This is a genomic window from Amycolatopsis sp. A133, assembly GCF_031082405.1.
In the GTDB taxonomy this organism is placed as follows: Bacteria; Actinomycetota; Actinomycetes; order Mycobacteriales; family Pseudonocardiaceae; genus Amycolatopsis.
Window position 1 is genome coordinate 317,961 of the sequence record NZ_JAVHJU010000076.1, and the last position, 12,739, is coordinate 330,699.

The following is a 12,739-nucleotide window of genomic DNA, read 5'->3' on the forward strand; positions in this document are numbered from 1 at the left end:
CGTCAGCGGGAAATCCGCCTGCGCCAGCGCGGCCGAACACCACTGCCGCACCGCCTCTCGACCACGGGGGCTCCGGTACGCGGTCGGCATCGAACCAGTGTGTCCGGCCGCGCGCGCCCGGTCCAGGAGCCGCTAGGGGCCGTCCTCGCCGGCGAGGGCCTGGTACACCGGGCGGAGCAGCTCGGCGACGTCCTCGCCGCCCACCGTGATCGGGAACGGCGGGGCCTGGTCCAAGAGCGCGTCGGACGGCGTCCGCGGCCGGTGCAGCGGCGCCGCGCCGCCCAGGCCCGGCGCCGCACCGCTGTCGAAGAACGTGTCCATGACTTCGGTCAAGGCCGGAGACCGGTCGCCGGGATCGAGTGGCCCGGCGGACATGAGCCGGTTCTTCAGCTCCTCGAGCAGCGTTTCGCGGTTGCGGCCACGCAGCGCGAGAACGGTGAACGGGTCGTCGCCGACCCGCGCCACGAGCGCGGAGAACACCGCGTTCAGGTGGCCGCACGGCACCTCGGCGGACGGGCACGTGCAGTCCAGTGACACCTCCCGTGCCGACGACGGGAACAACGGCAGCCGGACCGCCTTGAAGGTCTCTTCGACGTCGCGGGGCAGCTCGCCGCGGAGCAGGAGGACCGTGGTCGACGCTTTCGCCGCGAGGGCGTGGGTGATCGCCGCCCAGTCCGTCTTCCCGAACGCCGTCAGCCCGATTCGCACCTGGTACTGGCGGCTGTCCTGCACCTCGGCCTCGACGCGCCCGGCGCCGACCGCCAAGGACACGACCCTTCCCTGGCCCTGCGCGGGCAGGAGGACGCCGATCGCCGTCAACGCCCGGATGAACCGGGCCGGCCACCACGGGAGCGGGTCAGTCATCGATCGCCTCCTCCCCCAGCGCGAGCACCCCGCGCAGCGCGTCCGTGGACAGTTCGGTGAGCCAGCTTTCGCCTTCGCCGACGACCATGCCCGCGAGCGCGCGTTTCTTGGTGATGAGGGTGTCGATGCGTTCCTCGATGGTGCCCGGGCAGACGAACTTCCGGACCTGGACGGTGCGTCCCTGCCCGATCCGGAACGCCCGGTCGGTGGCCTGGTTCTCCACCGCCGGGTTCCACCAGCGGTCCAGGTGCAGGACCTGGCTGGCGGCGGTCAGCGTGAGGCCGGAGCCGCCTGCCTTGAGCGAGAGCAGGAGGATCCGCGGCCCGTCGCCGGACTGGAAGCGTTCCACGATCGCGTCTCGCGCCCCTTTGGCCAGGCCGCCGTGCAGGAACGCGACTTCGGTGCCGAGCCGGCCGGACAGGTGGGGCACGAGCAGGTGGCCGAATTCGGTGTACTGGGTGAAGCACAGCACCCGATCGCCCGACGCCAGGATTTCCGCCAGGACCTCTTCGAGGCGGCTGACCTTGCCGGACCGGTTTCCGATCGGGGAGCCGTCGTGCAGCAGGTGCGCGGGGTGGTTGCAGACCTGCTTGAGCTTCGTGATCGCGGCGAGGATGTTGCCGCGGCGCTTGATGCCGTGGCTGTTCTCGATCTTCTTCATCATCTCGTCGACGATCGCGCTGTACAGCGTGCCCTGTTCGCGGGTGAGCCGGTATTCCTGCCGGATCTCGAGCTTTTCCGGGAGCTCGGGGACGATCGCGGGGTCGGTCTTCACCCGGCGCAGCAGGTACGGCTGCGTGAGCCGGCGCAGCGCGGCGGCCGCGGCGGTGTCACCGCTGCGCTCGATCGGGGCCGCGAACCGCTGCCGGAACTCGAACCGGCTGCCGAGCAGCCCCGGGTTGAGCAGGTCCAGGACCGACCAGAGGTCCGCCAGCCGGTTTTCCACCGGGGTGCCGGTCAGCGCGAGCCGGTGCCCGGCGGTGAACCGCCGGACCGCCTTGGCCGTCGCGGTGTCGGCGTTCTTGATGGCGTGCGCTTCGTCGAGCACCAGGCGCCGCCAGGCGAACGTCTCGAGTTCGGCGGCGTCACGGGCTGCGGTGGTGTAGGTCGTGACGACGAGGTCGGCCGCGGCGACCTGCTCGGCGAGCACGTCCCCGTGCGCGCGGGCGCTGCCGTGGTGGGCGTGGACACGCAGGCCCGGCGCGAAGTTCGCCGCCTCCCGCTGCCACATGCCGACCAGCGACATCGGGCACAGCACCAACGTCGGCCGGCTGTCGTTGTCGTCCGCCCGCTCGACGGCCTCGAGCGCCAGCGTCTGGACGGTTTTGCCGAGGCCCATGTCGTCGGCGAGGCACGCACCGAGCCCCAGTGCCGACATGAAAGCCAGCCAGGCCACGCCCCGCTGCTGGTAGGGGCGCAGCGTGGCCCGGAACGACGGCGGCAACGCGACCGGCCGCAGGGCCTGGTGGACCCGCCCGGCCAGGACGTCCCCGACCCAGCCGCCGGCGCTGACGTCGGTGACCGGGAGCGGCGTCTCCCGCGCGAGGTGGACGAGTTCCAGCAGCTCGGCCGCGGTGGGCCGGCCGGCGTGCCGGTGCGGGTCGCGGCGCAGGAACTCGAGACCGGCGCGGAGCCGGTCGGCGTCGACGCTGATCCACCGGCCGCGCAGCCGCACCAGCGGCGTCTTCGCCGCGACGAGCCTGGCCAGTTCTTCTTGGCCGATCTCGTCGTCGCCGACCGCGATCGTCCAGCGGAACCCGCCCAGCTCGTCGCGGCCGACCCGGCTGCGGGCGACGACCTGTTCGGAGGGCGTGCTGCGGACCGACAGGCGCAGCCCGAGCCGGCGCCTGCCGTCCCAGGTGGCCGGGAGCTGCACTTCGAACCCGGCCTCGACCAGCCGGGTCGCGCCCGAGGTGAGGAACCGTTCCGCTTCCTCGACAGTCAGGTCGTACTCGGACGGCCGGGTCCGGCGCAAGGCCGGCGCCAGCATCGGTTCCACCAGCGCGGCCCGGCCCAGTTCGGCGACGAACAGCCCGTTCGGATCTCTGACCAGCCCGTTCGCCTCGCCTGACCAGATCTGCCCCGCCGACAGCAGCAAGCTCGGATCGGCCGTCGCGCGCAGGAGGAACTGCAGCTGCCACTTGGTGCCGTCCCCGGTCTGGTCGTCGGGGTCGTCCGCGTCCGGCTGCCGCAGGGTGCCGACTTCGGCCAGCCGGAAACACGCCCGGCCGTCGACGACGTCGGTGTCGGCGACCTCGTCCCACTTCGCGACGGCGCCGGCCAGGACACCGAGCTCACCCAGCGGCAGCTCGACGCGGGGAAGGCCGCCCTGCAGAGCGGACAGCCACACGCCGGCCGCGCCCCGGCCCCCGCGCAGGTCGACGGGCGGATCCGCCCGCGCCAGCCGGTCCCGGACCGCGGCGTCGACCAGGGCGTGAAGGGCATCGGTCACGAGCGCGCGCGGCGAGGCACCGGTGAGCGGCGCGACCTGCTCGGCCCGCCCGACCGGCGGCATGGCCGCGACCAGCGCGTCGAACGCGACGAAGTCCACACCCTGGAGCACCGGGCGCCACCGCGCTTCCGCCGCATCACCCTGGCGGACCAGCGTCGGCAGCACCCGCCCGCGCCGCACCAGATCCGCGGCCAGGCGGGCCACCGCCCGCAGGTGGGTGACCGACGAGCCGTAGGAGGCCGAGTCGTCGAGGTCGTCCAGTTCGGTCGCGTCCACGATCAACGCCGGCACCGACCACGCCCGCAACGACGGCGCCGGGCCACGTCGCTTGCCGCCCGCGGCCGGCTCGGAAGAGCTGAGCGGCCGGTTCGCCCGCGACGGGAGCAGCAACGTCGCCGAGGTGGGCTTTCCGGGGTGCAGGGCGGTCAGTTTCGCGCTGGAGACGGCGAACGGATGCGGAAGCGCGATCCGCGCCGAACGACTCGACGTGCCGGCCGGGCCGCCGTCGTGCTCCGCCCAGAGCAGCAGACCCCGGCCCGGAGACCACAGCGCGTGCACCACGGGCAAGGTCTGGGGCTCCTTCGTCCGGGTTCGGGTTCCCGCAGATCGTCGCACGGCGGGCGTGGCGCCGGCGCGGGCCGTCTCCGGTTCGGCCGGGTCGCCGGTTCGAAATTCACGGCACCCGGCCTCCTCTTCGGCCGATCTTCGCGGTAGCCTAAGTCAAGCAGTTGATTTAATCGAGTGTTCGCTCCGGACGACCACGCCCTGCCCCGGCAGGCGGAAGGGATCACATGTCCTCGCAGCCGGCAGGCCTGGACCGCACCCGCCTCACCCCCGAGCAGCTCGGCTTCGACCCCGAGGCCCTGCGCGAGAAGTACCGCGCGGAGCGGGATCGCCGGATCCGTCCCGACGGAGCCGCCCAGTACCGGCGGGCGGCCGGCGAATTCGGTTACTACGCCACCGATCCCTACACCGAGCGCAGCGAACGGGCGCCGGTGGGCGATCGCGTCGAGGCCAAGCGGGAGCACCCGGCCGACGACCTGCTCTCCGGCCTCATCCACGGTGACGCGGAGCCGCCCTTGACCGGCACCGAGCTGATCGACATCGCCACCGTGCTGCTGGGCGCCGGCCACGAAACGACGGCGAACATGCTGGCGCTGGCCACTTTCGCCCTGCTGGAGCACCCGGACCAGCTGGCCGCCGTCCGCGCCGACCCCACGGTGCTCGACGACGGCGTCGACGAGCTGCTCCGCTACCTTTCGATCATCCACATCGGACCGACCCGCATCGCGACGGAGGCCACCACGATCGCCGGCACCCCGATCGCGGCCGGCGACACGGTGCTGCTGTCCGTCCCGCAGGCCAACCGCGCGCAGGACCAGTGGCCGGAACCCGAACGCCTCGACCTCACCCGCCCCCGGAACCCCCACCTGGCCTTCGGCCACGGCGTGCACCAATGCCTCGGCCAGCAACTGGCCAGGTCCGAGCTCCGGGTCGGCCTGGCCGAACTGATCCAGCGGCTCCCGGACCTGCGGCTCGCGGCCCCGGCGGACGAGATTCCCGTGCGCAGCGACATGCTGATCTTCGGCGTGCATTCCCTGCCCATCACCTGGTCCTGACGCGGGCACCGGGTTCGCCGGCGCCCGCCGCTCAGCAGTTGGTGCGCGCCGGCTTGCCCGCGAACCGGTCGGCCAAGTACGTCACGACGTCGCCCGCGGAGAACGCCAGCGTCGTCACGTGCTCGCCGAGGTAGGTGCCCCACGTGACGTCGGCCCCGGCCGCGCAGTACTCGCGCCGCAGGGTCTGGGCCTGCGACAGCGGGATGATCTCGTCGAGGCTGCCGTGGAACAGGAAGATCGGCGCCTTCGGCGGGCGGGCGCCCAGTTCGTTCTCGGCCAGCCGCGCCTGCCACTTCGCCGTGGTGAGCGGGTTCGAAGTCGTGTAGTCGGCGATGTGCCCGAACGCGTAGCCGAACACCGCGTCGACGCACGCCTCCTGCTGCGTTGCGTACAGTGTGCGGCCGCGGTCGTTGAGGTAGCCCGGCAGGTCCAGCTCGGGGTACGCCGCGTCCAGGCCGAGCGCCGAAAGCAGCAGGAACCCGAACCCGATGCCGCCGTCGAGGCCCTTGGCCACCGCGTTCAGGTCCGCGGGCGTGCCGCCGGCCGTGATCCCGGCGACGTGCAGCTCCGGCGCGTACGACGGCGCCAGCTCGCCCGCCCAGGCCGCTCCCCCGCCGCCTTGGGAGTACCCGGAGAACGCGACCGGTCCGCCGGTGGCCAGGCCGGTGGCCGGGAGCCGGGTGGCCGCGCGGACGGCGTCGATCACCGTGTGGCCCTCCGAACGGCCGACGACGTAGGTGTGCCGGCCCGGCGTGCCGAGGCCCTCGTAGTCGGTGATCGCGACGGCCCAGCCGCGGCTCAGCATCGCGTCGACGAACAGCGGCTTCTCGTAGTCCGGCTGGAACTTCGAGGGCGCGCAGCGGTCGCCGATGCCGCGGGTGCCGCTGGCCACCGAGACGATCGGGCGCGGGCCGGCGCCGGTCCAGGGCGCGGCCGGCACCAGGACCCGGCCCGACACCGCGATCGGCGTGTCCGTCGCGGACCTCGACCGGTACAGCACGAGATAGCCCTTGGCCGTGCCGGAATCCGGCAGCGGCCGCCACCAGACGACGGCGCCGTCGGCGCCGTCCGGCAGCGGGCTCGGTGGTGTGTAGAAGGCGTCGCCGTCGGGGCCGCGCGGCGGATCGGCGGCCGCGGCGCTCGCGGACACCGTGGAGGGCAGGGTGAGCAGGGTGACGACGACGGCCAGCAGGACCGTCCAGACGGGGCTTCGGCGCACGGGAACTCCTCGTTGAGTCCGACTCGGGGTCAGAAGACGCGGTCGGCGTCTTCGGCGATCAGGTGGTCCAGCGCGCGCTCGGCGAGCGCGGCGATGGTCATCGACGGGTTGCAGGCGGCGGTCGTGCCGGGCATCAACGCGCCGTCGAGCACGTAGAGCCCGCGGTGGCCGAGCACGCGGCCGTCCAGGTCGCAGACCGAGCCCATCGCGGCGCCGCCGAGCGGGTGCCAGGTGCTCGGCACGACGGCGGTGGTGTCGAGCAGCACCCCGAGCGGGCCGGCGATGCGGGTGATCCGCTCGCGGATGCGGGCGCTCAGCTTCGCGTCGCCGCCGGAGGGCCAGTGCAGGACGGCGTCGTCCTTCGCCGCGTCGTAGACGAACCGGCCGCGGCCTTCGCTGATGCCGTACCCGACGAGCATCGTGGTCCGCAGGTCCGGCAGCGGCGGCAGCGACGCCTGGATGACGGTGTTGGCCGTCGCGGGGTCGTCCCACTCCTTGCTGCCGTAGACGACCGGGCCGCCCTGCGGGGCGCCGAAGTCGTCGGCGAGGTTCGTCCACGTGTAGATGCGGTCGCCGTTGGTGCCCCAGCCGGCGCCGAGCCCGTCGGGCAGGTCGGGGATGTCGCCCCTCGCACCCGCCCGCATCAGCAGCCGGGTGGTGTTCGCCGTGCCGGCCGCCATGACGAGCGCCTTCGCCGTCAGGACCTTCTTCTCCAGGACGGTCCCGCCGGTGTTGATGCGGTCGGCCCGGATCTCCCAGCGGCCGTCCGGGGCCAGCGCGACGCCGGTGACGTTGTGCAGGGGCGCGACGGTGCAGCGGCCGGTGGCCTCGGCGGCCGCGAGGTAGGTGACGTCGACCGAGTGCTTGCCGCCGTTGTTCACCCCGAGGGCGCAGTCGCCGTTGGTGTAGGACGGTTTCAGCTCGCCGTCGAGCTCGCGCAGCGCGTAGTCCCAGTCGATCGGCATCGGGATCTTCTCGACGGCGTAGCCGGCGTTGCGCGCGTTGCGGGCGAAGATCCGGGACGCCTTGTACGGCCTGCTTTCGACGAGGGTGTCCGGTGCGGTGGCGATGCGGAGCATGGCGGCGACGCGCGGGTAGTACTCGGCGGCCAGCCGCGCGTAGTCGAGCTGCTCGGGGAAGCAGGCGTGGAACAGCTCGGCCGTCGGCTGCAGCGTCATGCCCTGGTAGACCAGCGAGCCGCCGCCGACACCGGCCGCGCACATCATGCTCATCCCCTGGCCGGCGACCTGCTCCAGCAGCCCGGTGTAGCGCTCGAACGGCGGCAGCGACGGCAGGCCCGGCAACGCGGGCGCCGAGCCCAGCCAGAAGATCCGCTTGTCGGGCGCCGACGTCGGGTGCGGGAACGTCTCGGCGTCCGGTCCGGTCGGCCAGCGCCGTCCGCGTTCGAGCACCAGCACCGGCACCCCGGCCTGGGCGAGCCGCAGCGCGGTGACCCCGCCGCCGAACCCGGACCCGATGATCACGACCCGGTGTTCCTCCCGGGTGACCGGCACGCGGCCCGCTCCGAGTGCGGCGACGCCGGCGACGGCGGCGGTGCCCCGCAGGACGGTACGGCGGTTCAGGGTGCGCATGGGCGGGCTCCTCCGGGGGCGATCATGACCCTCCGGTGACTGTAGGAACCCGAAACGAGAGATGGAACGGATTGCCGGTCTCACTACTCGCGAGTAGGGTGCCGTTCCATGCGCGCAGTGCGACCGTCCGCGGCCGTGCCCCGGCGCGTCGACGCCCGGCGCAACCGCGAGGCGATCCTGCGCGCGGCCGACGAAGCGTTCAGCGAAGACGCCGACGTCGCGCTGGACGAGGTGGCCCGCCGCACCGGCCTCGGCCGCGCGACCGTCTACCGGCACTTCCCCGACCGGACGGCGCTGGCCCTCGCCGTCGCCGCGCACCACCTCGCCGCGCTCAAGAACCAGGTGCGCGGCCGGGAGCCGTTCCGCGAGCTGCTGCGGGCGGTGCTCGCCATGCAGGCCCGGCGGCGCCCGCTCGTCCGGCTGTTCCGCGAGCTGCCGGAGCGCAGCCAGCGCCAGTACACCCACGCCCTGATTTCGTTGCTGCGCCCGGCTTTCGAGCAGGCACAGCGCGAAGGCACCGTGCGGCCGGACCTCGAACCGGCGGACCTGGCGCTGCTGTTCGAGATGCACGAGGCGGCACTGGTGTCGGGGCTGGCCCCGCGGCAGCCCGCGGAACCGGCGGAGCGGCTGGTGCGGGTGTTCCTCGACGGCCTCGCCGGCGCGCGGGACCGGACCGCGGACGCCGGCTAATCCTGGGCGGCTTCGGCGGAGCGCTCCGGCGGGGCCTGCAGATCGTGGGCGCGGAACAGGACGGCGTGCTCGACGCCCATGGCCTGGCCGCTCATCGCGGCGAACTGCGGGATGAAGTCGGCGGGCGCCGGGTGGTCCGGGAGCGCGGCCAGGTACGCCGCGTGCGCCTCCAGCGAAGCGACTCCGCGGCGCAGCGGCTCGCCGGTGACGTCGACGCCGTGGGTCGCGTCCGTCATGCCCGGGGTGAGGTACCAGCGCGCGGAGTGCGGCTCGAGGCCCTCGTCGTCGATCTGCTCCGGGAAGACCCACCGGTTGCCCGCGTCCCGGATCGCGTCCAGCGTCGCGAGCCCGGCCGCGCGGTGGTCGGCCTGGTCGAAGCCCCAGGGCGTCTCGACCTCGAAGCCGGTGCCGTAGACGACGTCGGGCTTGAACCGGCGGATCTCCCGGCAGATGTCCCGGCGCAGGTCGAGGCCGTAGACGAGCACGCCGTCCGGGTGCTCGAGGACGGTCAGGTGCTCAACGCCGACGACGGCGCAGGCGGCCTGCTGCTCGGCGACGCGCAGGCGGGCCGTCTCCTCGGGCGGGTTCGGCATGCCGGCCTCGCCGCGGGTGAGCAGGAGGTAGCCGACCTCGATGCCGCGCGCGGTCCAGCGGGCGACGGCCGCGGACGTGCCGTACTCCATGTCGTCGGGGTGCGCGACGACGCAGAGCACGCGCCGGAAGGACTCCTCGGGCAGAGCTGGCAACGTCATGCCCGCCATCCTGCCGCATTCCGGGGCCGCCGCGCCCCGCGTTCACGAAGTCACGGCGAGCCCCTCCGGTTCGCTGCCGACGGGCACCGTCTCGATGACGGTGTTCGTCGCGATGTCGATGACCGACATCGACCCCGAAGCGGAGTTCGTGACGAACACGTAGCTGCTGTCGGGAGCCGCCGCCAGGCCCTCGGGCTCGTCCTGCACCGGGATCGGCCCCGGCGGGTTCCGGCCGAGCAGCGACACCGTGTCGGAACCGGCGTTGGCGACGTAGACCTGGCCGCGCGGGGTGACCGCGACGCCGATCGGCGTTTGCCCGACCTCGTGCGTCGCCCGCAACGGGGGCGCGCTGAGGGTGATCGCATCCACGCTGTTCGCCCCGGTGGTCGCCACGTAGGCGTGGTCGCCGCCCGTGTTGATCGCGATCCCGGCCGGGAACCGGCCCACGGGCAGCGTCCCGACGACCCGGTCCGACCCGGTGTCGATGACCGACACGCTGGCCGCACCGTTGTTGGTCACGTACACCCGGCGCCCGTCCGGGCTGGCGACCGGGCTGTGCGGGAACCGGCCGACCGGGATCTGCCGCGTCACGGTGTTCGTCTCGGTGTCGATCACGGTGACGTTGTCGGCGCCGAAGTTGGTCACGTAGGCGTGCGAGCCGGTGACGGCGACGCCGAACGGGTGAACACCGACCGGCACGGTCGCCAGGGTCGCGTACGTCCGGGCGTCGATCACCGTCACGGTGTCGGAGAGTTCATTGGTGACGTAGACCCGGTCCCCGTCGGGGGCCGCGCCCACCCCGACCGGCGACCGTCCAACCCGGACGGTCGCCACCACCTCCCTCATCCGGGTGTCGTACACGGTGACGGTGTCGGAACCGCTGTTCGCCACGAATACCTGAATACGCGCGGGATAAGCGTGCGCGTCGGGGCAGAGGAGACCGAATGAGAGCAGCACTGCCGCCACCACCCGGTTCACCCGCCGGCGCAAAAACCGTCCGGCGGGCGTGCGCGAACGAGGAATCCTCGTCGCACCATTGCCTGATGACATTGCCTTCTCCCAAATAAGCTGCCTGGCGAGTCTTCCACGGGGAATTGAAGGCTTTTCAGATTTGCTGATCGGACGCCTTCCGGGGCCGCCGGTGGGCGAGGCGCTTGTGGCGCGCCGATTTCGCCGGCCGGTTCCACGCTAACCGACGGCTCGGTGAGCCTGCCACCGGAACATGATCATGATCGCCTCGACGGGTGAAGACACCACCGCGGCAAGCGGATCACCGCAGAATCCGGCCCCCCATTCGAGTCACCGACCGGCAATATACAGGAATGGGCGACCACGACGGTGCACTCGTCCACCCGAATCCGCAGGAATACCGGCACGGAACCGGTGCCCGAGCGATCCGGGGCCGCGGTAACGCTTGTTTGATCGCCGAGGAGTGCGGGTATCCCGGCGCCCCGAAGCGAGCCACCACCACCACTTCGTGAGCCGGACCGGGCCGGCCGTCTTCAGCGGCGCGCGGTTCTGATGTCGTCCATGCGGGTCGAGCTGACCGTGAGGTCGCGGTACGGATACCCCTCGCGTTCCAGCAGATCCATCACCAGCAGCTCGGCCTCGTCGTGAGCCCGTTGTTCGGCGTCGTCGCCCGCGGGGACCTCGATCAGGACCCGGAAGCTGAACCCACCCAGGTGCCGGCTGTAGGTCAGCGTTCCCGCTTCGCTGAACGACAGGCCGGAAAGGTCGTCGTCGCTCGCGTTGGCCAAGAGCCTTTCGCGGACGGCCCCGGCCGGTCGGTCGAACTTGCCCCGGACGAGGACGCGGTAGGTCGGCATGCGCGTCAGGGTAGCGAAACGCTTTCCGGAAGCGGACGGATTTTCTTCCCCCCGGCTGCGACCGCCGGCGACGGCGGGTCCGTCTGTGGCACCCAGTGCCACAGCCGCTAGGACGCGGGCCGGTCACCGTCGGCGCCGAGCGCGGCCCGGACTTCGGCGACGACCTGCTGCAGCGGAGTCGCCGTGGTCATCACCGCGACCACCGTGGCCAAGTCTTCGCCCGCGGGCCGGAAAGCGTCGCCGACCAGCGCGAAAGCCTCGGCCGCACCGGTTTTGATGTCACCCTTCCCGCCGCTGCGCAGCCACCGGCGGAGCACGTGGTTGTTGGCCGCGGCGATCGCCGCCGCGATCACCGCCGCACGCAAGCTCGCCGCCTCGTCGCCGCGGTCCTCGAACCGCGCCTGCAGGTAACGCGCGAGGACGCGCTGGTAGCGGTCGACGGTCGCGACTTCCTTGTCCCGCAACGCAGGCACCGCGCGAGTCAACGCGAACCGCTTGAGCGACACGTCGAGGTCGGCGGCGTAGGAGTCGAGGACCAGCCCGACCGCGGCGCACGCCACCTCGACCGGGTCGCGCCCGGGGTCCGCGGCCGCGAACACCGCTTCCATCTCGGCCACGATTTCGTCGTGGTTGGCGAAGAGCACGTCGTCCTTCGTTTCGAAGTACCGGAAGAACGTGCGGCGGCCGACTCCGGCCGCGGCCGCGATCTCGTCCACCGTCGTGGCCTCGTAGCCGTTCGCCGCGAACAGGTCCACCGCCGCGGAGGCGAGCGCGCGACGCAGCCGCCGCCGGCCCGCCGGGGTCGCTCCGGCCCGGGCGGCCGGCATGCGGCGTGGTGCATCGGTCATGACGGGAAAGTTAGCAGCCGGGTTGCTAGTGGCACTGAGTGCCGTTAACCTGGGAGTCTCGCCCGCACGATCCCCCGGAAGGCGTCGACGATGTCGTTGCAGCCGATCGAGCCCGTCACGCCGTCCGACGCCGTGTACCGGCGCCTCTTCGGCTGGCCGGTGAAGTGGCGCGGAGATCAGCCGTTCCTGGTTCTCGAGCACGGGATCTGCGCGGTGACGCTGCCCAAGATGAACGCCGCACCGGTACTGGGCCGGCTCGCCGCCACCGGGTGCCAAGGCCCGGCCGTCGTCGTGCCGACGCCACACGGGCAGCGGGTCGCGGTCCTGGCCGAAACCGACGGTCTCATCCCGCCGCAGTCGGCCCTCCCCCGGGCCGTCGAGGTGCTCGCGTGGGGAGCGCTGCTCCCCCTCCCGCCGGCTCCGCGACGCGGCGACTTCGGAACCGAGTGGCTGGTCGCGCCGGATCCGCAGCGGCGGTGGCTCCCGAGCCTCGACGCCGTCCTGGCCGGCATCCACCGGCAGTAGCGCCCGGCCGGCACTCCGGCGGCGACCGGGTCAGCCGGCATGCAGGTGCTGCAGGCCGTTGATGATCAGCTCCACGCCGAAGGTGAATTCTTCTTCGAGGCGCACCGGCAAGGAGCCGGCAACGGCCAGGGTGGCCGGATACCGGTCCGGCGGCACGCGGTGGAAATGGGCCGCCGTCCGCTCCTGCTCCACGTGGTCCTGGGCGCCGGTCAGCTGGATCGCGAAGCCGAGGACGTAGCGGGCAAGGGTGGCGTAAGCGCGCGCGGCGAGGTGCGGCGGGAGTCCTCCGTCGAGCAGGACGGCGATGCCGCGTTCTCGCAGGACCATGGCGTTCGGGCCGTCCTGATCGTCC

Annotated in this window: 12 protein-coding genes; 3 read left to right on the forward strand and 9 right to left on the reverse strand. The window is 72.7% G+C overall.

The genetic code is table 11. The features are described 5' to 3' along the window. Positions 1-132: 132 nt before the first annotated feature. Together Q5425_RS45080 and Q5425_RS45085 are read right to left on the reverse strand one after the other, a co-directional pair. Positions 133-864, reverse strand: a complete 732-nt coding sequence (locus tag Q5425_RS45080) for a hypothetical protein (protein WP_308678613.1) — start codon at positions 862-864, stop codon at positions 133-135. Further along, positions 857-3,883, reverse strand: a complete 3,027-nt coding sequence (locus Q5425_RS45085) for a DEAD/DEAH box helicase (RefSeq protein WP_308678614.1) — start codon at positions 3,881-3,883, stop codon at positions 857-859. Before Q5425_RS45085 ends, Q5425_RS45080 begins: the two co-directional genes overlap by 8 nt. Positions 3,884-4,107: 224 nt before the next feature. Here Q5425_RS45085 and Q5425_RS45090 point away from each other — a divergent pair, with 224 nt between their 5' ends. Next, entirely contained in the window at positions 4,108-4,935 is an 828-nt protein-coding gene (locus Q5425_RS45090) for a cytochrome P450 (protein ID WP_308678615.1), read from the forward strand. Positions 4,936-4,966: 31 nt separating this feature from the next. Here the strand turns inward: Q5425_RS45090 and Q5425_RS45095 are convergent, their stop codons facing one another. Beyond that, positions 4,967-6,154: a lipase family protein gene (locus tag Q5425_RS45095; protein ID WP_308678616.1), complete on the reverse strand. Its 1,188-nt coding sequence runs from the start codon at positions 6,152-6,154 to the stop codon at positions 4,967-4,969. A gap of 29 nt (positions 6,155-6,183) precedes the next feature. Further along, positions 6,184-7,746: a GMC oxidoreductase gene (locus Q5425_RS45100; RefSeq protein ID WP_308678617.1), complete on the reverse strand. Its 1,563-nt coding sequence runs from the start codon at positions 7,744-7,746 to the stop codon at positions 6,184-6,186. A gap of 108 nt (positions 7,747-7,854) precedes the next feature. Here Q5425_RS45100 and Q5425_RS45105 point away from each other — a divergent pair, with 108 nt between their 5' ends. After that, positions 7,855-8,436, forward strand: coding sequence for a TetR family transcriptional regulator (locus Q5425_RS45105; protein ID WP_308678618.1), 582 nt, complete (start codon positions 7,855-7,857; stop codon positions 8,434-8,436). On the opposite strand, the gene Q5425_RS45110 is transcribed toward Q5425_RS45105, so the two are convergent. The 4 genes from Q5425_RS45110 to Q5425_RS45125 all read right to left on the reverse strand — a co-directional run bounded on the left by Q5425_RS45110 (position 8,433) and on the right by Q5425_RS45125 (position 11,862). Next, positions 8,433-9,197: a PIG-L deacetylase family protein gene (locus Q5425_RS45110; RefSeq protein ID WP_308678619.1), complete on the reverse strand. Its 765-nt coding sequence runs from the start codon at positions 9,195-9,197 to the stop codon at positions 8,433-8,435. The two genes, Q5425_RS45105 and Q5425_RS45110, sit on opposite strands and share 4 nt — an antisense overlap. A gap of 33 nt (positions 9,198-9,230) precedes the next feature. Then, a complete protein-coding gene (locus tag Q5425_RS45115) occupies positions 9,231-10,238 on the reverse strand; it encodes a YncE family protein (RefSeq protein ID WP_308678620.1) in 1,008 nt (335 codons plus the stop codon). A 452-nt stretch (positions 10,239-10,690) separates the two neighbouring features. Then, positions 10,691-11,014, reverse strand: coding sequence for a DUF6204 family protein (locus Q5425_RS45120; RefSeq protein ID WP_308678621.1), 324 nt, complete (start codon positions 11,012-11,014; stop codon positions 10,691-10,693). Positions 11,015-11,121: 107 nt separating this feature from the next. Next, on the reverse strand, positions 11,122-11,862 hold the full coding sequence (locus Q5425_RS45125; protein WP_308678622.1) for a TetR family transcriptional regulator: 741 nt from the start codon (positions 11,860-11,862) through the stop codon (positions 11,122-11,124). A 90-nt stretch (positions 11,863-11,952) separates the two neighbouring features. Between Q5425_RS45125 and Q5425_RS45130 the strand changes: the two genes are divergently transcribed. After that, positions 11,953-12,387 carry a glycogen operon protein GlgX gene (locus Q5425_RS45130; RefSeq protein ID WP_308678623.1) on the forward strand — a complete coding sequence of 145 codons (435 nt, stop codon included), beginning with the start codon at positions 11,953-11,955 and terminating at the stop codon, positions 12,385-12,387. Between the two features lie 30 nt (positions 12,388-12,417). Here the strand turns inward: Q5425_RS45130 and Q5425_RS45990 are convergent, their stop codons facing one another. Continuing rightward, positions 12,418-12,714, reverse strand: a complete 297-nt coding sequence (locus Q5425_RS45990; RefSeq protein WP_396135381.1) for a TetR/AcrR family transcriptional regulator C-terminal domain-containing protein — start codon at positions 12,712-12,714, stop codon at positions 12,418-12,420. Between the last annotated feature and the right edge of the window lie 25 nt (positions 12,715-12,739).

What these genes read in the sequence shown, in the direction of transcription:
- Q5425_RS45105 (WP_308678618.1), top strand. Translation starts at nt 7,855, where the DNA reads ATGCGCGCAGTGCGACCGTCCGCGGCCGTGCCCCGGCGCGTCGACGCC.
- Q5425_RS45125 (WP_308678622.1), bottom strand. Translation starts at nt 11,862, where the DNA reads ATGACCGATGCACCACGCCGCATGCCGGCCGCCCGGGCCGGAGCGACC.
- Q5425_RS45120 (WP_308678621.1), bottom strand. Translation starts at nt 11,014, where the DNA reads ATGCCGACCTACCGCGTCCTCGTCCGGGGCAAGTTCGACCGACCGGCC.
- Q5425_RS45110 (WP_308678619.1), bottom strand. Translation starts at nt 9,197, where the DNA reads ATGGCGGGCATGACGTTGCCAGCTCTGCCCGAGGAGTCCTTCCGGCGC.
- Q5425_RS45115 (WP_308678620.1), bottom strand. Translation starts at nt 10,238, where the DNA reads ATGTCATCAGGCAATGGTGCGACGAGGATTCCTCGTTCGCGCACGCCC.
- Q5425_RS45080 (WP_308678613.1), bottom strand. Translation starts at nt 864, where the DNA reads ATGACTGACCCGCTCCCGTGGTGGCCGGCCCGGTTCATCCGGGCGTTG.
- Q5425_RS45130 (WP_308678623.1), top strand. Translation starts at nt 11,953, where the DNA reads ATGTCGTTGCAGCCGATCGAGCCCGTCACGCCGTCCGACGCCGTGTAC.
- Q5425_RS45090 (WP_308678615.1), top strand. Translation starts at nt 4,108, where the DNA reads ATGTCCTCGCAGCCGGCAGGCCTGGACCGCACCCGCCTCACCCCCGAG.
- Q5425_RS45990 (WP_396135381.1), bottom strand. Translation starts at nt 12,714, where the DNA reads ATGGTCCTGCGAGAACGCGGCATCGCCGTCCTGCTCGACGGAGGACTC.
- Q5425_RS45100 (WP_308678617.1), bottom strand. Translation starts at nt 7,746, where the DNA reads ATGCGCACCCTGAACCGCCGTACCGTCCTGCGGGGCACCGCCGCCGTC.